The sequence below is a fragment of the Sulfuricurvum sp. genome (assembly GCF_028713855.1).
In the GTDB taxonomy this organism is placed as follows: domain Bacteria; phylum Campylobacterota; class Campylobacteria; order Campylobacterales; family Sulfurimonadaceae; genus Sulfuricurvum.
Map to the genome: position 1 here is coordinate 180,783 of NZ_JAQTNN010000001.1, position 21,184 is coordinate 201,966.

Below are 21,184 nucleotides of genomic sequence, written 5' to 3' on the forward strand. Positions count from 1 at the left end.
GGAATAATAACAATCTGTCATATTTTGGAGTGAATTCTCGTCCAAAGCTATAATATTTATAGATTTGCGCGAAGGAAAATGCAATGGAAAAACAATTGATAACCTCTCTCCATAAAAGCTTCGAAGATGCGGTGCATGAACAAGAGGGTGTAGAATTTTGGTATGCTAGAGAATTGATGCGGCTTTTGGAATATACCAAATGGGACAACTTTAAACAAGTTATCGAAAAAGCGAAAACGGCATGTCAAAATTCAGGACAATCGGTAGTAGACCATTTTCCCGACGTCGGGAAAATGGTAGAGATCGGAAGTGGTGCACAAAAAACGGTTGATGATTATATGCTCACCCGCTACGCTTGCTATCTCATCGCTCAAAACGGTGATCCGCGAAAAGAGCGTATTGCGTTTGCCCAAAGCTATTTTGCCCTCCAAACCCGCAAACAAGAACTTCTCGAAGAGCGTATTTCCCTCTCCGAACGGCTCGAAGCCCGTCAAAAACTTACCGCTACCGAAACGGAACTCTCTAAAAACATATATGAACGGGGAGTTGATAATCAAGGGTTCGGACGTATCTGCAGTAAAGGGGATAATGCACTATTCGATGGATATAATACGCAAGAGATGAAAGCAAAGATGGGGATACCCGAAAATCGTCCTATCGCTGATTTTCTCCCGACGATTACGATCAAGGCAAAAGACCTCGCAACTGAGATTACCAACTATAATGTCAAAGCGCGTGATTTGTATGGTGAACAACCGATTACGAGCGAGCATATTAAAAATAATAGTGAAGTTCGGGAACTGTTGGGCAAAAGCGGGATTAAACCCGAAGAGCTATCCCCCGAAGAGGATATTAAAAAGCTCGAACGCAGAGTGAAAATGAATGACAAAAAACTAGCACAAAACACTCAAAAAATAGAGAGTAAGGATAAAGGGTAATGCGCGAATTTAACGAAGAACTGATCCAATTTATCGATGCTTCCCCGACACCGTTTCATGCGGTAGCATGGTTGGCGAAGATGTTGGAATGTCATGGGTTTATCCGTCTTGAGGAAGATCAAGTCTGGAACCTCGAAGAAGATAAGGATTATTATGTAACCCGAAATGATTCTTCGATTATCGCGTTTACCTATCCGCCGTGTAATGAAAAAGGGTATACCATTGTCGGTGCCCATACCGACTCGCCTCATTTGCGTCTCAAACCTAATCCTCTGACGACGGTAGCAGGTGTCAAACGGCTCGGTGTCGAGCCGTATGGCGGAGTATTGCTCAATCCGTGGTTTGATCGTGATCTGGCGCTTGCTGGTCGTGTTGTTTATTTGGAAGGCGATGTGCGCCGTGAAGCGCTCATAAATATCCTTTCTCCCATCGCCGTTATCCCCTCATTAGCGATCCATCTCGATCGTGAGGCTAACTCTTCCCGATCGATCAACGCACAAACTGATATTGTTCCGATCATAGCAACCGGTGATGTTGATTTTGATAAATTTATCCTCTCCCAAATCCAAGAAGATATAAGCGGATTGACTCTGCTGGCACATGAACTTAGTTTCTATGATGTTCAAAAAGGCTCTTTTATCGGAATAAACCAAGAATTTATAACATCGGCACGTTTGGACAATCTCCTCAGCTGTTACATTGGGATGAGTGCTCTGATGGAAACCTCTTATCCGATGATGGTCGCCTGTTTGGATCATGAAGAGGTGGGAAGTGATTCTCATGTCGGAGCAGGGGGGACGTTTGTGGAAGAGATACTCCGCCGTATTTCCGGAGATAAATTCACAACGTTGATGCGCCGTTCGCTGATGGTATCGTGTGATAATGCTCATGCCCAACATCCGAATTTCCCGAGTAAACATGATTCTGAACATGCTCCGCTTTTGAATCAAGGGGTTGCCGTGAAGATTAATTCGAACCAACGTTATGCGACTTCTGCCCGGACACAGGGACGGTTCGTTCAATGTGCCAGATCGCTGCATATCCCTATTCAAACCTTTGTGACGCGCAGCGATATGGGATGCGGTTCGACGATCGGACCGATCAGTGCAACCCGTCTGGGGATAGAGACAATCGATGTCGGCGTTCCGACACTCGCCATGCATTCGATTCGTGAGCTTTCCGGTGTCAGTGACGCCTACGGACTTTATCGTATCTTAGTGCATCTGGGTGATTTCTAATGTCTGATGCCATTTCCCCCTCCGAACTTAAGGCCCTTATCGATCAAACGTACAAAGTTGAAGAAGAGTACGTGGCATTGCGCCAGTCGTACGAATATCTTCAAAGTACCATCGAGCAGGTGATTGAGTTTCTTCCCAATGCGATTTGGATTGTTGAACAAGACGGTTCAATTTTTTTGCAAAACTCTCAAGCCAAAGAGCTTGATTCTTTATTGGAGACACTTCGTTTCGGGGAAGAAGATTACGAAGTGAATTTCAAAGAGAGGTCGTATCTGATCAAATCAGCGCACCACAACGAAAAGCATTTACTCAGTGCAACCGATATCACCGAACAAAAGCGCAAAGAAAATCTCGCCACTATGGGTCAAATGGCGGCTCATCTCTCCCATGAGATCCGAAATCCGATCGGTTCTATTGCACTGCTGGCATCAACATTGATCAAACGGGTTATCCCTGAAAACCGACCTATCGTAGAAGAGATCCAAAAATCGCTCTATCGGATCGAGCGGATTATTAAAGCGACATTGATGTTCTCCAAGGGGGTAAGCGCTCAAAAAAACCGACTTCGATGGTCTCAGTTACGTGAAGCGCTCACGAGTGCTATCGGCTATTACAGCTATGGAAAACCGATCGAGTTTATTTTTCCGGAGGAGGATTTTGAACTTATAGGTGATTTGGATCTCCTCTCGATGCTCTTTAGTAATTTTGTCTTTAATGCGATCGATGCGATTGAATTGGATGATGAAGAGGAAGGGCAAATAGAGATTACTTATCGAAAAGAGAATGATATGCATACCTTCGAGATTTATGATACCGGAATTGCTATCGAGAATAAAAAGTGGCTTTTCGAGGCGTTTAAAAGTACGAAAGAGCGTGGTAACGGTTTGGGGCTGGTATTGGCAAAAAATATTGCCGAATCTCACGGTGGAGAGATTGCGCTATGCGAAGGGGAACGTAAGGGGTTCCGTATTACTCTCTTATCCTAGAGGCTTCGGCTCGCTGATGTAATATCCCTGTAAATAGTCGACTCCTAATTCTGTACACTTCTCATAAACCGCTTTTGAATGGACAAACTCCGCTACGGTTTTAAGTCCCAAACGTTTTGAAAATTCGGTGACGGCCGAAAGTACGGTTTGGGCGTTAGTGTCGCTATCAATATTTCGGATTAATGAGCCATCGATTTTTAAGATATCTACATCAAGACGTAAAATATGGGCGAAATTCGAATAACCCGTACCGAAATCATCGATAGCGATACGGCAACCGAACTGTTTGACCTCGGCAATAAATGAAGAAACTTCTTGATAATTCTCAATCCCTTCACTCTCTAAGAGCTCAAAAATAATCCGGTTACTGTGGAGTGACGTTTGGATTTTATGCATTAAAAATTCTTTGGTAGGTTTATCGAAAATATCATCAACTGAAAGATTAATTGAATAACGGTGAGGTGTAGTCTCCACCATTTTAAATACTTCATCAATTACGAATTGCGAAATCATCGGATACAAACGTGATTGTTTCGCAGCAGGGAGAAAATAGCTCGGAGCAATGATCGATCCGTTGGCATCGATCATTCGGATCAGGGCTTCATACTCGACTATTTCTCCATTTATCGGATCGATAATCGGCTGATAATGGAGGCAAAAACGTTTTTCTTCAATCGCTTCTTTGACTTTTTTACTCCATAAAATATTATTTTGATATTCCTGTTTGATTTGCATAGTCTCATCGTAAAGCATATAGCTGAGATGTCTTTTTTTAGCGGCTTTAAGTGCCATATCGGCATTGGACAGAAGGCTGATAATGTTTGTTCCCCGAATGCGCAGGGCAATATCCATTCCCATGGTTAGGGTAACGTAGATACTGGCACCGTGCACGTCATAATATTTAGACTGCAGGTGATGAACGATTGAAAGACGCGATGCTTCGAGCTGCGATGAACTCATCGGTTCTGTGACCGCGATAGCGTATTCATCAGAAGGCATTTTATACAGCTTCATCGGCAGTGTTTGAATCGCTTCTTTTATGGATCGACTCAATGCCAAGAGTGTGTCATCGCCGATTGCATGCCCGTAAAAGTCATTGATCTCTTTAAAATTATCGATATTTAAAAGAATAAGAGCATAAAAACGGCTGGCATGAATATCTCGAATAAGGGCATTTCGATTAGGCAGGGAGGTGAGATGGTCGCTGTGGAGCTGGTGCTCAAGTTTTTGATTTAGTTCCCGGGTGATTCTGGCATCACGATCGATGCGGCGAATCAAAATCCTAAATCCGTAATGGAGTACTACAGCTACGATTGTGAGGAGTAAAAAGCTGATGATTAGAAGATTGCGTATTTCTTTGTGATATTCATTGACATCATTGGTGACATCGAATGCGCAGATCATCATCGCAATGGTCTCATTTTGGTAATTGGTCAGTGGCCGTGATGCAATGACATAATTCAGATGATCGATTTCATAGCGATTGCTTTGTTTAAAAGTAAAAGTAGCCGGAAGTTTCTCGAAAAGAGGATTATTAGAGGATACGAGCGAATAGCCGTGGTAACTTATTTTTTCATCATTTGGCAATACCATTTTAAGTTTTTTGGTATCGAATGCAATGGCACTTTTGATTCCCGAATGGGCATTAAGCCGTTTTTGAACACGATCGATTCTTGCAACTGTTTGGATAATTCCAATGAATGTATTGTCTTTAAAAATAGGGATGATTGTCACCAGTGCAACATCGTAGAGAGTGACGTCCAAAGAGCTAATCTGCTTTTTATTTTTAATTGCATACGCTAATAATGGGCGTTTATTGAGGATATTATCCCCATATTTATGAGGGTCTTGTAGACGTAAAAAATGGATGCCATCTGCACCGACAAATCCACTTACATCTACTTCTCCACGTCTTTTTGCCTCTAGAAAATAAGGGAGAGTGAGTTGATAGAGCTTATTGCGGTCATGTGCTGCAAACGCATCAACAATATCACGATTCGAAGAAATTTTACAGGCTAATTCGCTAAGTCCCTTTTGGGTATCAAACAGTGATAAATCAAAAGAATTACGAAGCAAAGAGCGGTGGGCGGCAGTTTTTTCATCCAAGACTTTTTTTTTGTCTTGAACAATGGTGCTTATAAAAATTACAACGAGAAGGACAACCAGCGTCATAGCATAGAATATCGCCCGTTGTTTGATCTTCTTCACCCTCACCCTTTATCACCTATGTGTCATGAAAGATTATAACATAGGTGAGTGGCGATTGTGATGAAAAAGTGTCTAAAAAGAGCAAGTTATCTAGAATTTTGGGAAGAGAATAGAACCTAAACGAATCATGTTGGAACCGCATTCGATCGCAAGCTCAAAATCACCGCTCATCCCCATGGAACAGATGGTTGCAGTCGGTAGAGTATCAAAAATACGTCGGGTTGTTTCAAAACTTTTACGTACAGTTGTTGGATCATCGACGTGTGCTCCGATACTCATAATCCCTTGTAAATGGAGTCTTGGGCACTCCTCGCTGATGCGTGCATAGTGATCTGTAAACTCTTCCGGAGTAAAACCGCTTTTAGTCTCTTCGTAGGCAGAATTTACTTGCACCAATGCACGAAGGATCTGATTCTCCCTTTCTAAACGTTCATTCAATGCGTATGCAAGATCCAAAGAGTCGATAGAATGGAGCAGATGAGGACGAACACTTAAAAGATGGTTGATTTTATTTTTTTGTAACGTACCGATGAAATGCCATTCGATAGGGAGCTCATCCAAGGCTTCACTTTTAGTTACGAGGTCTTGAACTTTGTTTTCTCCGAATGCCCGTTGCCCGATTTCATAAAGCGATTTAATTGCATCCGCATCGACGTATTTACTGGCGGCAACAATTTTGACGATGTGATGATCGTTTACGCGTAAACGGGCTTTTTCAACCCGCTCGATGATGTGGTCAAAATGAAGTTTTTGTTCCAGTGTTGTCATTGCATTAACCTCGTAATGTCGTTATAGAGCCCCAGACTCATAAGCCCGAGCAACAGTACCCATCCACCGATAGTAAGCTGCGTAATGACTGCTTCACTAGGAGCTTTACGACGGATCATTTCATAGAGATTAAACATAATATGTCCTCCATCGAGTGCCGGAATCGGAAGGAGATTGAGAACTCCCAGATTTACCGAAATAAGTGCAGAGAAAAACAACAGACTCATCCATCCATATTCTGCCGCATCGGCAGTGATTTTAGCGATGCTGACAACTCCGCCGACCTCTTTGGCAGGTACGATGCCGGTGAGGAGTTTTTGGACACTTTGAAAGATCATAAGCGAAGAGTTATACGTTTCTCTACTGGCATAGGATACTGCGCTAATAGGGGTGAGTTCTAACGTATGAAAATCACCGGATGGGGCGATCCCAACCATTGGCTGATAAATCGTCTCTTTGAAAATATTATGAGTTTGGGTTACTCTGGGGGTTACTATGACACTTAAAAGCGTATGGTTTCGTTCGATTTCAAACGTAACGGAGTGTATGGAGGATTTGATTGTATCGGAGAGTTCATTCCACTCTTGAATACTCTCTCCGTTGACTTTTCGGACGATGTCCCCTTTTTGGAGTCCGGCTATGTGTGCGGGGGAATTTTTGACTACTTGTCCGATGATAGGCGAGAGAGTTTTTGGCCCCCCTAACGCTATTGCGTATAAAAAGAACCATGCAAGGACGAAATTAGCCAGAGGTCCTGCGAGGAGGATGATGATACGCTGCCACGGCTTTTTACTGTTATAGCTGTCGTTGTCATTGCTGATGGCGCTCGGATCGAGATCATCCTGCCCTTTCATTTTGACGTAACCGCCCAAGGGTATCGCAGAAATTTGCCATTGGGTATTTAGCCAACGAAAAGAGGCCAGTTTTTTACCGAAGCCGATACTAAATACTTCGACGTAAACACCGAAAAATTTTGCGGCAGAATAGTGTCCGAACTCATGGAAAAAAATCAAAACAGAGAGGACGAGAAGGGCTAAAATCCAAGACATATTATATTTTTCCTTTATAGGCTTTACTAAAACCGACAAGATATTCTGCACCTGAATAGACCGTTAGGGCAACGGCGATCCAGAGCAGCATATTACCAAACGGCCAATGCATCAGCAAAAATCCGATGGCGATCATCTGTGCGACGGTTTTGACTTTACCCGCCATAGATGCACTGACATCGATCCCCTCAGACATGGAGAGGGTTCGTAGTCCTGTGATAAAAAGCTCACGAACGATGATAATATAGATTGCCCATGCCGATGCTGCACCGCTCATCATAAGGCCTAAAAATGCGGCGAGTGTGAGCATTTTATCAGCGAGGGGATCGAGGATTTGCCCGACGATGGTGATTTGATCGAGTTCACGAGCAACGTATCCGTCAAAAAAGTCAGTTGTGCTGGCGATAACGAATAGCAATGTCGCGATGTAATAGTTCCAGCTAATATGCCATCCCATATCGGTGAAAAGTTGAGGGTTGAGGATAATCCAAAACATCACCGGAGCAATGAGAAGGCGGATAAATGCTAAAATATTTGGGATATTGAACACCAAGATTACCTTTAAGGCAGGTTATTATAAAGCGCAGTTGACTGCGCGTGGGCTTTGCGCCGAGCAAAAGTCAGCGTTAGCCTAGACAAAGGGGCTTTGCCACTTTAGCATGTAAAATTAACGGAAGGTGGTTCCGCCGTCAACGATAATCGTTTGACCCGTGATCCAGCCTGCTTCTTCGGTACAGAGAAAATAAACTGCTCCCGCGATATCATCCGGGCTTCCCATACGATTTAGCGCCGAGCGTTTGATGGTTTCGGCTTTGACCTCTTCGTAGTTGGTGAATGCTTTGAGTGCATCAGTATCGATTGGTCCGCCTGATACGGCATTGACACGGATATTCATCTCACCGAGTTCGACTGCCGCGTAGCGTGCCATCGCTTCGACGGCTGCTTTGTTGGTTCCATGACCTGCGTAGTTTTCGATGTAGATGAGATTTCCGGTGCTTGACATGGTGACAACGGCACCGCCGCCTACTTTTTCCATCCGTTTTGCCGCTTCTTGGGTTCCTACGACAAATGCATTGACGGTTGCAGTGTAGATGTTATTCAAACCGCGTGGTTTTAGACGCATAAACTTACCGTATCCGCCGACAACCGGACGACCGTAAATCATAGCGTTGCTGACGAAAAAATCGACACGGTCAAAATCGGCATCGATGGCTTCAAAGAGAGGTTTAAATTCATCTGGCTCTAAAATATTCAGAGGATAAGCACGGGCTTTTACACCATATTTACTTTCCCACTCTTGGGCTAAAATAGCAGCTGTTTCACCATTAGAGTTGTAGGTAAAAGCGATGTTAACACCCTGTTGAGCAAATTTTTCGGCGATGGCTTGTCCGATCCCTTTGGTAGCTCCGGTGATTACGAGTGTTTTACCCTTCATATTTGACATTCTTTATGCTCCTGCGATGTTATAATTTTTTAGAACTTCTTCGAGTTTTTTCATATTTTCAGTGCTCGGTACGACGAGGGGGAGCCGATACTCTAGCGTATCAAGTAACCCCGTGATGTACATGGCGGCTTTAATCATCACTGGATTAGACTCTAAAAAGAGTGCTTTGTTAATAGGAAACAAAGTATCGTTCAGCGCTTTTGCTCCGCTCATATCACCGCCAAGTGCTTTGGCAACCAGTTGGCTTTTTAGATCGGGGAGGAGGTTAGAGGTAACCGAGGTAATTCCTGCTCCTCCGCACGCTAGAATAGCGTAATCGATAGCGTCATCTCCGCATAATACTTTGAGCTCCGGTCGACGTGAAAGCAGTTCTATGGTGCGTTCGATGCTACCCGTCGCCTCTTTGATTCCGTAAATGTTTTTTACATCATCGAAAAGACGGATAACGGTATCGGCACTGATATCAACCATCGTTCGCCCCGGAACGTTATAGAGCATAAACGGCATTTCGCTAACTGACTCTGCGATTGCTTTGTAGTGCTGATAGAGGCCCTCTTGGGAAGGTTTGTTGTAGTATGGTGCAACGGAGAAAATAGCATCGACACCGCACTCTTGTGCTGTGCGAGCTGCTTCGATCGCTTCAGCGGTGGAATTGCTTCCCGCCCCGGCAAGGACTTTGGTGGAGGTTCCTTTGCAAACTGCAACGGCAATTTCTATACAGATACGATCTTCATCATACGTCAAGGTTGCGCTTTCCCCTGTCGTTCCAACGGGACAAACGGCATCAATACCGTTTTTGATTTGTCTTTTGATCAAATCAGCGTATTTTTGCTCATCAAGTTTCCCATTTTTAAAAGGGGTTATCAATGCTGTTGTTGAACCGGTTACTAGATTCATTTTTGACCTTTTCGTAGGATTATCGTAGTTGATTTTTCAGGAATCAAATAATGTTTGGCGACCGTTTGTATATCTTCGGGTTTGAGTGCTTCGATGGAGGATTCATAGTTCATCAGTGGAGTGATATCCCCGCGTGCAAGGTAGCTTCCGAACAGATCGGCAACCGATGTCGAACTCTCCAGTGAGTAGATGAAGTCGGATTTGGTGTTGATTTTGATCTTGTCGAGTTCAGCTTTTTTTACAGGTTTATTTTGGAGACCTTGGATGATTTTCCATATCTCTTTTTCTACGGCTTCGGCTTTAATACCATTGTTACAGATGGCTACAAAGAGAAACACTCCTGAGTCGGCATTTTCCATGTTATAGGCATAGATTTGATTGACGAGCCGTTTTTCATCGACCAAGGTGCGATACAAACGTGAGCTTTTTCCGGAACTGAGCATTTCGCTCATCGCAGAGAGTTTGACCTGATCGGTATGCTGAAAATTGGGGATCGGGAAGCTGATAGCGAGCATCTCAACTTCGCTCTCTTTGTGAACCATGACGCGGCGTGCACCGTCTTGTTCAGGTTCGATCGTTTTGACTGCAGGGATATCAAGGGTATTGGGAACATTGCCGAATTGTTTTTGGGCTTCTTCAAAAACGGTTGGGGCTGAAATATCACCGGTCACGACGAGAATGGCATTTTTCGGCTGATAATAAGTTGCGTGAAAATGTTGGATATCTTCCAGCGTCCATGTTTGAATATCGTTCATAAACCCGATCGGCATCCAATGGTACGGGTGATAGACGTAAGCGCTGTTAAAGAGGCGGAAATACATATATCCCATAGGATTGTTATCGGTTCTCCATCGGCGCTCTTCCGCAACAACGTTACGTTCCGGTTGGAACTCGTCGTCTTTGAGATTCAGATTTTGCATCAATTCGGAAAACAACGAAAGTGATTTCGGGAGATTTTCGGTGCTTGATTTAATGTAATAATGGGTGAAGTCAAATCCGGTGGAAGCATTGTTCATTCCCCCGATACTTTTGACCTCTTCGTCAAACTCGCCCGCTTTGAGGTTTTTTGTCGATTTGAAGTTCATGTGTTCCAGCATATGCGCTATGCCGGTTTTACCCATCACTTCGTTACGGCTTCCCACTTTATAAAAAATGTCGGTGGAGATGACTGACGAGCCGTTATCCATAGGGATGGCAACAACTTGCAATCCATTGGACAAGGTTTTAGTTTCATAGTGGGGAAGGGATGATGCCATAAGGGTTCCTAAACTCAAAATTATTGCGACGAAAATTTTCATCGTCGATCGGCGCCGATTGCTTCGGTAATAGAGCTGTAGCCGTCTTGGGCGATTAGATCGATCAAACCGCTATTGATCTCTTCGACTACTTCAGGGCCTTTGAAAATCAGCGAAGTATAGAGTTGTACAAGTGATGCTCCTGCGCGAATACGGCGGTAGGCTTCTTCAGGGGTACTGATGCCGCCGACACTGATAAGGGTAGTTTTTCCAAACAGTTCGCGTGCGATAGCATCGAAAATATAGAAGCTTCGTTCACGGAGTACTTCACCGCTGAGTCCGCCCATCTCTTCGGGTTCACTGACTAGTGAGTAGTCGATGGTGGTGTTGGTAGCAATAATTCCGTCTGCGCCGCTCTCAACCGCATGGACACATAATGCTACCGCTTGATCTTCAGACATATCCGGAGCAATTTTAAGCAATATCGGTTTGGAAGTGATCGCTTTGGCTTCACTAAAAAGTTGAGCGATAAACGCTTCGTTTTGAAGATCGCGCAACCCCGGGGTATTGGGAGAAGAGATGTTAATAACCATATAATCGGCATATTCATGGAGTGCTTTGATCAAGGTTGTATAGTCTTTGATCGCATTGGCTTCGGACGTGATTTTATTTTTTCCGATATTGACACCGATAGGTGTGCTAAAGGGGTAAATATTTTTTAGGCGGTGAGAGATACGGAATAATCCGTCATTGTTAAATCCCATCGCGTTTTGAAGGGTATCCTCTTCGATATGGCGCCATAGACGGGGGCGCGGATTTCCCTCTTGCGGTTTCGGGGTAAGGGTTCCGATTTCGGTAAAACCGAATCCGAGTGACATCACGCCGTGAAACATGGTTGCATTTTTATCAAATCCGGCTGCAAGTCCTACGGGATTGAGGAATGTTCGCCCAAATAGCTCTTGAGAGATAGAAGGGTGGGTGATGAAATGTTTGGCCATCCATCCGTTGAATAGAGGAGGACAAAAGCTTGCGCTTCGGAGTACTGTCTCAGCGAGGGTATGGGCACTTTCAGGTTGAAGTTTAAAAAGCCAGGGTTTTAAAGATTCGTAATCAAACATACCGTTCGCCTCATCATGGTTAAAGTTGTCGCGATTATACTCAAAAAAGGTTGAATGGTTTGTTAATCAAGCGAGTCATGCGCCTTTGCAGGAAGAGAAGCAAGATGATCACTAATCTGCGAAGCAATCATCTCCGGCGTGAAACCGCTTAAAGTGAGGGAACGGTCGTTAGTTCCCAATGTTCCGTAAAGGGTCGGTGCACTGGCTTTAAACAGAGCGATTGTCGGAACTCCTGAAGCGCTGGCTAAATGCATCGGGCCTGTATCACCGCATACAAAAGCGTCCATTTGAGATAAAACGGCTCCCAGTTGTCGTAGATTGGACTCTTTAAGTGCATAAAGTTCTTCACTCAATTTTTCGGGGACATCAGGGGAAAGAATATCGATAAATAGAGTATTTGGATTGAGTTGTTTCATGTGCTTGTACCACTCTTTCCACCAACTATTTTCAATTTTCTTTTCGAAACGGGCATCGCGAAACATACCGATAATTTGTCCGTTTCCTTCTCCTTTATATCCTTGTTCCAAAAGTCTTTTGTTTAGATATTCAAGTCCTTTTGTTTTTTCTTCTTTACTTAAGGCAATATCCATTTTCTGTGGAAAATCATGTGCGGAATTTCCGAAAGCTTCCATCAAATACAGAGGCTTGAGTGCTTCATGAATTAAACCTGAGGGAGAATTAACAACATGGGTTGAGGGGGACCAGTTTCCAGGAGAATTAAATCCGAGTTTGTAGGTGCCGCGAGCTAAAAAAGTTGCCCCGCGATCACTGGCCGAACCGCTGTTGAGGTTGATGACTAGATCGTAGTGTGTGGAACGAAGTTGTTGGATATATCGGTACAAATGAAACGGATTTTTGAGGAGACGACGGGGAAAATCAAATACATTTTGGACATTTTCTGACCCTTTTAAAAGAGAAGAGGGGTATTTTGCCCCGATAAGAATATCGATTTTTACATCAGGAAAACGTTGTTCAAGAGCACGGAGTAAAGGGGTGGTAAAAAGGATATTTCCGATGCGGTAGTTGATCCGGATAACTAAAATACGGTGGATTTCTTCGGTTGGAATAGTCTCATGTTTGGCATGCGTTGGAAAAAGAAGTGCTAAAATAGCATTTAATCCGTTTTTGAATTTTTGCCGAATGCGTGAATGAAGCGGTAAACCCATGCTAATGTCCTTTAACTTTCACTCAGTGTTTGGCTGAGGCGCTGATACTCTTCAGAAGAGTTCAAAAGATGTAGATGGGTCCCTTCTGCAACGATTTTTCCTGCTTTAAACACAAGAATCCGATCGGCGTCTTGAACGGTGCTGAGACGGTGGGCGATGAGGATGGTAATCTTGTCTTTGGTGTATTCTTGGAGGGTATTTTGAATTTTACGTTCAGTTTCATTGTCGAGTGCGCTGGTCGCTTCGTCCAAAATGAGAAGCGACGCATGTTTATAGATGGCTCTGGCAATCGCAATTCGCTGTCTCTGCCCACCTGAGAGATTAGATCCGAACTCCTGCATTACGGTATAAATCCCATCGGGGAGTGATTGGGCAAATTCGAGTGCGTCTGCCATTTCAAGTGCTTCTTTGACACGTGCTTCATCGACAGTATCGCCGTATGCGACATTTGCTGCCAGAGTGTCTTGAAAAATATAGACCCGCTGGGAAACAAAAGCGATTTGGGAACGGAGTGAATGCTGCGTATACTCTTTAAGATTATGCCCGTTGATAGAAATCGCTCCGGAAATCGGATCATAAAAACGAAGAAGAAGGTTAACAAAGGAACTTTTTCCCCCACCGCTTTGCCCGACTAAGGCAATCGTCTCTCCGGCTTGAATATTGATGTTAATATTGTCTAATGCCGTTTTCTCTTCAAATTTAAGGGTTACTTGATCAAATTGAATGTGTTTTACCGCATTATTTAGGGCTAATTGCCCATCCGTAATTTGGTTTTGTAGATCAAAAATATGAAATACCCGCTCGCTTGCCGCTTGGGCGTCTTGCACTCTCCCAAGGATATTACTAACCCCTTTAAGCGGTTGAAACACAAGGCCAAGAGCTGTTAAAAAGGCGGTGAATTCGCCAACGGTCATTGCTCCGCTATAAACTTGTTTCCCTCCAATATAAATAACGGCGGCGAGTCCGAATGCGGCGATAATCTCCATCATCGGAGAAATTAATTCACTGGTATAAGACGATTTCATATTGAGTTTGAAAAAATGGACGTTTTCATTTTGAAAACGGTTCAATTCGTATTGCTCGGTTGCATTGGATTTGATGATTTCGGAGTTGTTAAACACTTCGGTCAAACGTGTAACCATATCGGCGTTTTTCTCTTGAGAGCGGTGCGCAAGTCGTTTGAGCCGTTTAGTGATTTGAAGCAAAGGAATCACGACAGTCGGCATAACGATCAACGCCCAAAATGCAAGGGTGGGATTGAGATAAATAATATAGCCGACGAGGGAGACAACGGTAAGGCTTTCCCGTATAAGTTCAGGCATCATCGAAGAAACGAAGTATTGAATTCTGTTGATATCGTTGGTGATACGTGATATAAGCTCGCCGCTTCGGTTGGTATAGAGAAACTGCATATCCATATGGACCATTTTGGCCAGCAGTTCTTCTCGGATCTTTGAAATAATATGCAGTCCGATGTAGGTATTGAAAACCGATTGCATGTATCGTCCGGCTGCTTTTAGGACATAAATTCCGACCAAAAGCATAGGAATGATGTAGAGCATTCGGGCTTCTTTTTTAATAAACATATTGTCCATTAACGGTTTCATAATATGTGCGGTGGCTGCTGTTGCACTGACGGTTAAAATGATCCCGATCAAGACCATTAAAAATTGGAATTTATATTCTCGGATATAGGGCCAGAATCGTTTATAACTCTCTTTCAATCTCGTATCTCCCAAAAAGTTCCCACAGGGGTATCCATAATTGAAACGCCAAGCGCCGTGAGCTCATCACGTAATGCATCCGAAGCGGCAAAATCTTTGATTTTTTTGGCTTCGCTGCGTTGTTTGATGAGGTTGTTGATCTTTGATTTTGTATTTTCATCCAAACCGAATTGAAAATACTCAAAAGGATTTTGTCCTCCAAAGCCTAATATTTCCTCAATCGCAGCGAATGATGAGAGTACACTTTGACGATAGCTTTTGTCTTTTGGATTTAGATCCAGTGCTTCATTTGCCTGGGCCATCAGTTCATCGATTTGGGCATAAGCACGTGAGACGTTCAAATCGTCTCGCAGAGCTTCGAGCAGATTTTTTTTGAAAGAGGTTTCGATCAACTCGGCATTGAGCCCGAAAAGACGTTTTTTGAGTCGATATAGCCGATCAAGTCGCCGTTTTGAGGCAATCAAATCTTCTTCATTGAAGTTAAAATCACCGCGATAATGGGTGCTGAGAAGGTAAAAACGGAGTACTTCGCCGTCATAGGCTTTGAGGGCATCTTTCAGGAAAAAACTATTCCCTAGACTTTTTGACATTTTTTCACCGTCGATGGTGACAAAACCGTTGTGCATCCAGTAGTGTGCGAGTTCATGATCGCTGGCACAGCGGGTTTGTGCTGCTTCGTTTTCATGGTGAGGGAAAAGTAGATCCGCTCCGCCGCCATGGATATCGATCGCGTATTTTCCTTCGCCTTGACGGACATAGCGCTCAATCATCGCCGAACATTCCAAATGCCATCCCGGACGACCGCGCCCATAGGGAGAATCGAAGGCTACACCCTCATCACGTACGGCTTTCCAGAGGGCAAAGTCGGCGTCATTTCTTTTTTCACCCACTTTTTCAACACGGCTGACATTTTCTAAACTTTGGCGGTTTGATAGGCTGAGATACCCTTTATCACTTTGGGTGTCGAAATAGATATCACCATTGCTGATCGTATAAGCGTGTTTTTTATCGAGCAGTTTTTGAATCATCTCGACCATCGCATCAATCGATTCGGTTGCTTTGGGCTCCAGTGTCGGTTTTTGGACGCCGATAGCTTCCATATCACGATGATAGGCAGCGGTATAGCACGTTGAAAGTTCGGTGGTGCTGATCCCTAATTCTCGTGCTTTATTGATGATTTTATCGTCGATATCGGTGATATTTCGGGCAAAAAACACGTCATATCCCTCTGCCTTCAAAACACGTTGCAGAAGATCAAAAACGAGGGCGCTTTTGGCATGTCCGAGGTGAGCATCGTCATACACCGTCGGTCCACAGACATAGAGTGATACTTTCCCTTCTATGAGCGGTTCAAACTTTAGTTTGGTTTTTTGTACACTGTCATAAATAAACATTATGCCCTCGTCCTTATCGTATCAGGTTGATAATAAATTGGTTTAAAATGTAAAATAGCACGCCGAATAGTACCATTGCGATGGTGAAGTAAAGGGTGTTTTTTGTTTTTAATATTTCGAATAATACATTCCAGCCTACTTCACGCATCGTGAGGATCATCTGTACTGCACCGCCGATACTTCCTGCCAAAGCGAGGCCGGCGGCTCCCAGAGGTTTCATAAGAATAAGAGAAAAGATGATGTTAATGACGAGCGATGCGGCGGCAATTTTAGCCGCTTTGATGTGTTTGTGCATCGCATAGAGGTACAATGAAAATAGTTTGGCCAAACCAAACGGTACCAATCCTATCATATACATCATTAACACATCCGCTGTTTTGTGGGTGTCTTGGATCGTAAATGCTCCCCGTTCAAACAACAGCCAAACAATAGGTTCCGCTAATAGCATCCCCCCTAAAACCGATAGTCCTAGCAACACACTTAGAAGCCAAAACGATTTATGGAAATTTTTATAGGCGAGTGTATGGTTCTCATTTTTTATCGCCTTGGCAATACTGGGAAATAATGCTGTGGTGATGGCTAATGCGATGATCGCGAAGGGGAGCTGAAAAATACGGTTGGCGTAAAACAAATACGATACTGATCCCGCCGCTAAAAAGGAAGCGAGAGAGGTATCGATAAAGGAAGCAATTTGAGCGGTCGAATTGCCTAAAACCGAAGGGAAAAAGAGGGAACTGAATTTGGATTCTTCCGCTTTGACATCTTTGGAATGACGGTATTTCCATCCTCCGACGAGGAGCTTCATAAGGCCTTGCTGCCGGATCGCATAAAGATGGGTGATAACTTGCAACGCTCCTCCTGCTAGAATCGAAAAGCTGAGTGCATAAACGATCGTTTTAGGGTCACTGTGGGTAAATAGCATAAGGGTAATAATCATAGCGATATTGAGCCAAACCGTCGAAAAAGCGGTTGTAAAAAAATGTTCTTTGTGCTGAAGAAGCGTACCTAAAAAAGTGACAATAAAAATAAGATCCAAATACCAAAAATTGATCGTGGTAAGGGGGGCGGTTTTGGAGATGAGATCCGCATTCCAATCCCATGCCAGCATCTTGGTAAAAAAGGCAGGAAACAGGGTTATAATGAATGAAAATCCAATGATTACAATCATAAAGCGGATAAATATTGCAACCGCAAAAACACTTTTTTGACGTGATGCAATGTAGGAAGGCATAAAGCTTTGGGTGAATGAGCCTTCGGCAAAAATCCGTCTAAAAAGATTCGGAAATTTAAAGGCCATAAAAAAAACATCACTCCATACACTGGCACCCAATACGGATGTCATTAAAATGTCTCGGATAAGTCCGGTGATACGAGAAATGAGAATGCCAAAAGAGTTGGAGAATATTGATTTAAACATACGTAGTTAAATGCCTAAAATAAAGTTTTACGCAATTTTAACCGATAAGTGATTAAAATAGGGTCACTGATGTAAAGGATAAACTATGGGGCTGTTTACCAAAGAGGGCGAACACGAAGAAACAATAGTGCATATAAAGCCTATTGTTGTCCGTACTTCTAATGTTGCCAAAGAGCTTTTACAAGCCGCTCTTAATTTTAAAGTCTCTGTGCATACTCTCGACTTTAATCTCCTCGAAACTCAAACCTTTAGTAAAAAAGTGGTAGAAGGACCGGCAGAAGATTGGGTCGAGCTTTCATACGATGAAATAAAAGAGTTGAAAGAAGATTTTTTTTTAAATCCGAAAGTTGAGCTCAAACAAGTGTATGAAATCGAAATATTTTCGATCAGCGAGCCGACATTGCTGGATACGATCGATATGTCGATCGGGGGAAACCCGAGCCTGTGTAAAATCTATTTGACGATTAAACCGGGGAGTATTGCAACCTATTACGAGCAGTTCCAAGAAGATTTTCTTCGATTGGTCAACAAGAAAAAACTTCGGGCAAATATGATGATCGGGTTGTTTGATTCGATGATGTCTAAAAATCTCGAAGAGCTTTTGGCTAAAATCAGAGTTCAAGGGGAATTCCATTTTGAGACACAAGAGCGTTTTCTTATCGGACAAAGTTATGAGCCGATTGAAACGATTAATGACAAGCTGATCCTCCATTACGAAGCTAAACGAAAAAATCAGGATGAACACGGACGTATCGATTATGCGAAACGGGGATACGTAATCAGTGCCGTTGAAAACGAACTCTTGATTGAATATATTAAACCAAAAATGGGAGAGAATGGGCGCAATTGCCGTGGAGAATTTATTGCTCCCAAGGCTCCGGTTGTCAAGAACGAGCCGACCTTTAAAACGGGGGAGAAAATTGCGGTAATTGATACGCCCTCAAACATTGAATATCGAGCCAAATCAGGAGGGTATGTCACCTTTGAGGGTGGGGTGTACGATATCAAAACCGAAGTGGACGTTAAAGAGATCAGTTTTAAAACGACCGGCTCAATCGATACTCAGCTGGATGCGGATGTATTTATTAATGTTACTCAAAAAGATGCCCTCCAAGATGCGATTGGAATGGGGATGGATGTAACGGTCAATGTGATCAATATTGACGGAAATATCGGATCAAATGCCAAAGTTACGGCTAAAAAAGCGACAGTAGAGGGACAGGTTCATCAAAGTGCGACCATTACCGCTGATGAGTTGAAAATTAATATCCATAAAGGGGCCGCCTTCGGTAAAGTCGTCAATATCAACCGATTGGAACATGGTACTGTAGATGCCGAAAAAGTATTTATTACCCAGGCTACGGGTGGAAAGATTCGGGCGAAAGAGATTACGATTGAAATATTGGGCTCTAACGTTAAAATGACTGCATCCCATAAGATTGAGATCAAAAATCTTCAGGGGGGAGAAAACCTGTTTGTCATTGATCCGCTGCTTAACGAATCCATTGATAACCTGTCCGATCAGACGAAAAAAATGGAGCAAACCAAACAAGCGTTGAAAGAGATTCAAAAAGAGCTTGCCGGGTATGAACGCACATGGCATGAAAATACACCGGTGATGGAAGATCTTAAGCGAAAACTGATCCACTACAAAAAAAATGGGATAAAAATGCCCGTTGCCTTTGTCGAAAAATATCAGCAGCATCAACAGTTTAAAGAGAAACTTGAAGCGCTTCGCAGTGAACTGAAAACGAAAGAAGATCAGTATGCATGGCTCAGTGAAAAACATACCGCTCTTCAAAGTGAGATATTTGAAGCACGCATCATTAATCACGATCGTTGGAGAAATCACAATGAAATTATATTTAAACTGATTGACCCGCCGATTGAAGTTTTATACGTTCCGGTTCATAATTCAGAAGAGAATATATTGGGATTGGTCGAGGATGGTAACGGGGATTTTTCTATAAAGGTAGTGGCATAATGATTGTTGGACTCGAAGGAATTATTGAATACAAAGAACCGTCGTTGGTTCATTTGAATGTTAATAGTGTTATTTATGAGGTTTTCATCTCTTTGCATACGTACAGTGCGATCGGTTCTGAAAAAGTGCGTTTGCATATTCATCATGTTATCCGAGAAGATGCACAGCAACTTTACGGATTCACTCAAAAAAGTGAAAAAATCTTATTTGAAGGGATGCTAAAAATCAACGGAATTGGGCCTAAAGCGGCACTTGCCATTTGCTCGACCTTTACGCCGGAGCAGTTTGCAGGTATTATTTCATCTAAAGATATCAACGCACTCAAAAAAGTCCCCGGAATCGGACCTAAAAGTGCAGGGCGCATCATGGTCGAACTAGCCGGATTTGATGCGGTACTTTTAGGATCAGGTATGACTGCTACAACGGCAACAACCGAAGCGTCTATGGCTCTCGAATCTCTCGGTTTCAAAAAAGAACAGATTGCGAAGGCTCTTAGTGCGTCTAGTGCGATCGATACGGCGACGTTGGTCAAAGATGCATTAAAACAACTCCAAAAACTCTAAAGCAAGGAAAACAATTGAAATTAGCTATTTTATTCGGCGGAGCCAGTTATGAACACGAAATCAGCATTGTTAGTGCGATTACCGTGAAAGGAAAACTTGAATCAAAATTTGAACTCAGCTTTATTTTTTGCGATCAGGATCATAAATTTTATTTGATCGACGGTGCCAAAATGAAAGCGATCACCTTTTCACGAGGGGAACACCGAAAAATGCCTCAGATTTTCCTTACCAACGGCGGGTTTGAACAGCGTGGAATGTTTGGATCGAAAAAGCATGAAATGCCGATTCTTAATTTGATTCATGGCGGAGATGGCGAAGACGGTTCCATCGCATCTCTCATGGATTTTTTCCATATTCCGTTTATCGGTCCTCGTAAAGAAGCGTCCATGATTAGTTTCGACAAATATTACACTAAATGGCTTGCAGCATCGTTAGGGGTTAAAACGCTTCCGTATGAAGTTCTCCATAAGGAGGATACGCGTGCCGTAACGACTGCGTATCCGTTTATCGTTAAGCCTGCCCGTTTGGGAAGTTCGATCGGGGTCAGTATTGTTCGTGAGCCTAGCGAACTCGATTATGCGTTGGATGTTGCATTTGAATTTGATAATGTTCTTTTGATCGAGCCGTTTATTTCGGGAGTCAAAGAGTATAATCTTGCCGGCTTTAGTGCACGCGGTGAAATTACCTACTCAATTGTTGAAGAGCCTCAAAAAGCGGAGTTCCTTGATTTCGAGAAAAAATATCTCGATTTTTCCCGTTCAGGGAGTGTTGAGCATGCTGCGGTGAGTGATACGTTGGTGGCTCAATTGCGAGAATCATTTGCGAAAATCTATTTACCTTTATTTGAAGGGGCTCTTATCCGCTGCGATTTTTTTGAGATCGAGGGAGAAGTCTATCTTAATGAAGTTAATCCGATTCCCGGATCAATGGCAAACTATTTGTTTGAAGACTTTAGCGGAGGAATTCAAAAACTTCTCGGTGCATTGCCCGATAAAAAAGCGATTCGGGTCAATTACGACTACATCCACTCGATCTCTCAAGCCAAAGGGAAATAA

18 protein-coding genes are annotated in these 21,184 nt (G+C 43.2%); 6 read left to right on the plus strand and 12 right to left on the minus strand.

Translation table 11 applies throughout. The features are described from left to right. Positions 1–83: 83 nt before the first annotated feature. Genes dinD through PHI47_RS00915 form a run of 3 tightly spaced genes read left to right on the plus strand, consistent with a single transcriptional unit; the run spans position 84 to position 3,162 of the window. On the plus strand, positions 84–938 hold the full coding sequence (gene dinD, locus PHI47_RS00905) for a DNA damage-inducible protein D (RefSeq protein WP_299932583.1): 855 nt from the start codon (positions 84–86) through the stop codon (positions 936–938). Beyond that, the gene (locus tag PHI47_RS00910) at positions 938–2,176 is read left to right on the plus strand and encodes a M18 family aminopeptidase (RefSeq protein WP_299932586.1); all 1,239 of its coding nucleotides are present in this window, start codon (positions 938–940) and stop codon (positions 2,174–2,176) included. The genes dinD and PHI47_RS00910 overlap by 1 nt, the downstream gene beginning before the upstream one ends. Continuing rightward, the gene (locus tag PHI47_RS00915; protein WP_299932589.1) at positions 2,176–3,162 is read left to right on the plus strand and encodes a HAMP domain-containing sensor histidine kinase; all 987 of its coding nucleotides are present in this window, start codon (positions 2,176–2,178) and stop codon (positions 3,160–3,162) included. The genes PHI47_RS00910 and PHI47_RS00915 overlap by 1 nt, the downstream gene beginning before the upstream one ends. On the opposite strand, the gene PHI47_RS00920 is transcribed toward PHI47_RS00915, so the two are convergent. From PHI47_RS00920 to murJ, 12 genes are all read right to left on the minus strand, one after another. Continuing rightward, a complete protein-coding gene (locus tag PHI47_RS00920) occupies positions 3,154–5,370 on the minus strand; it encodes an EAL domain-containing protein (RefSeq protein WP_299932591.1) in 2,217 nt (738 codons plus the stop codon). The two genes, PHI47_RS00915 and PHI47_RS00920, sit on opposite strands and share 9 nt — an antisense overlap. A gap of 90 nt (positions 5,371–5,460) precedes the next feature. After that, the gene (locus PHI47_RS00925) at positions 5,461–6,138 is read right to left on the minus strand and encodes a YggS family pyridoxal phosphate-dependent enzyme (protein ID WP_299932593.1); all 678 of its coding nucleotides are present in this window, start codon (positions 6,136–6,138) and stop codon (positions 5,461–5,463) included. Then, positions 6,135–7,187 carry an RIP metalloprotease RseP gene (gene rseP, locus PHI47_RS00930; protein ID WP_299932595.1) on the minus strand — a complete coding sequence of 351 codons (1,053 nt, stop codon included), beginning with the start codon at positions 7,185–7,187 and terminating at the stop codon, positions 6,135–6,137. Before rseP ends, PHI47_RS00925 begins: the two co-directional genes overlap by 4 nt. A 1-nt stretch (position 7,188) precedes the next feature. Beyond that, positions 7,189–7,737, minus strand: coding sequence for a CDP-diacylglycerol--glycerol-3-phosphate 3-phosphatidyltransferase (gene pgsA, locus PHI47_RS00935; protein ID WP_299932597.1), 549 nt, complete (start codon positions 7,735–7,737; stop codon positions 7,189–7,191). 117 nt (positions 7,738–7,854) lie between these two features. Continuing rightward, complete coding sequence (locus PHI47_RS00940; protein ID WP_299932600.1) at positions 7,855–8,631, minus strand: enoyl-ACP reductase; 777 nt, start codon at positions 8,629–8,631, stop codon at positions 7,855–7,857. A gap of 3 nt (positions 8,632–8,634) precedes the next feature. Further along, positions 8,635–9,528, minus strand: coding sequence for a 4-hydroxy-tetrahydrodipicolinate synthase (gene dapA / locus PHI47_RS00945; protein ID WP_299932603.1), 894 nt, complete (start codon positions 9,526–9,528; stop codon positions 8,635–8,637). Continuing rightward, on the minus strand, positions 9,525–10,784 hold the full coding sequence (locus PHI47_RS00950; protein WP_299932605.1) for a pitrilysin family protein: 1,260 nt from the start codon (positions 10,782–10,784) through the stop codon (positions 9,525–9,527). Before PHI47_RS00950 ends, dapA begins: the two co-directional genes overlap by 4 nt. A gap of 38 nt (positions 10,785–10,822) precedes the next feature. Then, positions 10,823–11,881: a quinone-dependent dihydroorotate dehydrogenase gene (locus PHI47_RS00955; RefSeq protein WP_299932609.1), complete on the minus strand. Its 1,059-nt coding sequence runs from the start codon at positions 11,879–11,881 to the stop codon at positions 10,823–10,825. 62 nt (positions 11,882–11,943) lie between these two features. Next, positions 11,944–13,047, minus strand: a complete 1,104-nt coding sequence (locus PHI47_RS00960; protein WP_299932611.1) for a glycosyltransferase family 9 protein — start codon at positions 13,045–13,047, stop codon at positions 11,944–11,946. Between the two features lie 11 nt (positions 13,048–13,058). Continuing rightward, positions 13,059–14,771, minus strand: a complete 1,713-nt coding sequence (locus tag PHI47_RS00965; protein WP_299932613.1) for an ABC transporter transmembrane domain-containing protein — start codon at positions 14,769–14,771, stop codon at positions 13,059–13,061. Beyond that, a complete protein-coding gene (cysS, locus tag PHI47_RS00970; RefSeq protein ID WP_299932615.1) occupies positions 14,768–16,165 on the minus strand; it encodes a cysteine--tRNA ligase in 1,398 nt (465 codons plus the stop codon). Before cysS ends, PHI47_RS00965 begins: the two co-directional genes overlap by 4 nt. 13 nt (positions 16,166–16,178) lie before the next feature. Further along, positions 16,179–17,582 (minus strand): murein biosynthesis integral membrane protein MurJ, encoded by a 1,404-nt coding sequence (murJ, locus tag PHI47_RS00975; protein ID WP_299932618.1) that lies wholly within the window; start codon positions 17,580–17,582, stop codon positions 16,179–16,181. Between the two features lie 85 nt (positions 17,583–17,667). Between murJ and PHI47_RS00980 the strand changes: the two genes are divergently transcribed. The 3 genes from PHI47_RS00980 to PHI47_RS00990 are packed head-to-tail and all read left to right on the plus strand — an operon-like array spanning position 17,668 to position 21,184. Beyond that, positions 17,668–19,566: a flagellar assembly protein A gene (locus tag PHI47_RS00980; protein WP_299932621.1), complete on the plus strand. Its 1,899-nt coding sequence runs from the start codon at positions 17,668–17,670 to the stop codon at positions 19,564–19,566. Next, positions 19,566–20,129, plus strand: a complete 564-nt coding sequence (gene ruvA / locus PHI47_RS00985) for a Holliday junction branch migration protein RuvA (RefSeq protein ID WP_299932624.1) — start codon at positions 19,566–19,568, stop codon at positions 20,127–20,129. Before PHI47_RS00980 ends, ruvA begins: the two co-directional genes overlap by 1 nt. 14 nt (positions 20,130–20,143) lie before the next feature. Continuing rightward, complete coding sequence (locus PHI47_RS00990) at positions 20,144–21,184, plus strand: D-alanine--D-alanine ligase (protein ID WP_299932627.1); 1,041 nt, start codon at positions 20,144–20,146, stop codon at positions 21,182–21,184.

Coding starts and splice junctions, on each gene's coding strand:
- cysS (WP_299932615.1), bottom strand. CDS start 16,165: ATGTTTATTTATGACAGTGTACAAAAAACCAAACTAAAGTTTGAACCG.
- ruvA (WP_299932624.1), top strand. CDS start 19,566: ATGATTGTTGGACTCGAAGGAATTATTGAATACAAAGAACCGTCGTTG.
- PHI47_RS00925 (WP_299932593.1), bottom strand. CDS start 6,138: ATGACAACACTGGAACAAAAACTTCATTTTGACCACATCATCGAGCGG.
- PHI47_RS00955 (WP_299932609.1), bottom strand. CDS start 11,881: ATGTTTGATTACGAATCTTTAAAACCCTGGCTTTTTAAACTTCAACCT.
- rseP (WP_299932595.1), bottom strand. CDS start 7,187: ATGTCTTGGATTTTAGCCCTTCTCGTCCTCTCTGTTTTGATTTTTTTC.
- dapA (WP_299932603.1), bottom strand. CDS start 9,528: ATGAATCTAGTAACCGGTTCAACAACAGCATTGATAACCCCTTTTAAA.
- PHI47_RS00940 (WP_299932600.1), bottom strand. CDS start 8,631: ATGTCAAATATGAAGGGTAAAACACTCGTAATCACCGGAGCTACCAAA.
- PHI47_RS00960 (WP_299932611.1), bottom strand. CDS start 13,047: ATGGGTTTACCGCTTCATTCACGCATTCGGCAAAAATTCAAAAACGGA.
- murJ (WP_299932618.1), bottom strand. CDS start 17,582: ATGTTTAAATCAATATTCTCCAACTCTTTTGGCATTCTCATTTCTCGT.
- PHI47_RS00910 (WP_299932586.1), top strand. CDS start 938: ATGCGCGAATTTAACGAAGAACTGATCCAATTTATCGATGCTTCCCCG.
- PHI47_RS00915 (WP_299932589.1), top strand. CDS start 2,176: ATGTCTGATGCCATTTCCCCCTCCGAACTTAAGGCCCTTATCGATCAA.
- PHI47_RS00950 (WP_299932605.1), bottom strand. CDS start 10,784: ATGGCATCATCCCTTCCCCACTATGAAACTAAAACCTTGTCCAATGGA.
- PHI47_RS00980 (WP_299932621.1), top strand. CDS start 17,668: ATGGGGCTGTTTACCAAAGAGGGCGAACACGAAGAAACAATAGTGCAT.
- dinD (WP_299932583.1), top strand. CDS start 84: ATGGAAAAACAATTGATAACCTCTCTCCATAAAAGCTTCGAAGATGCG.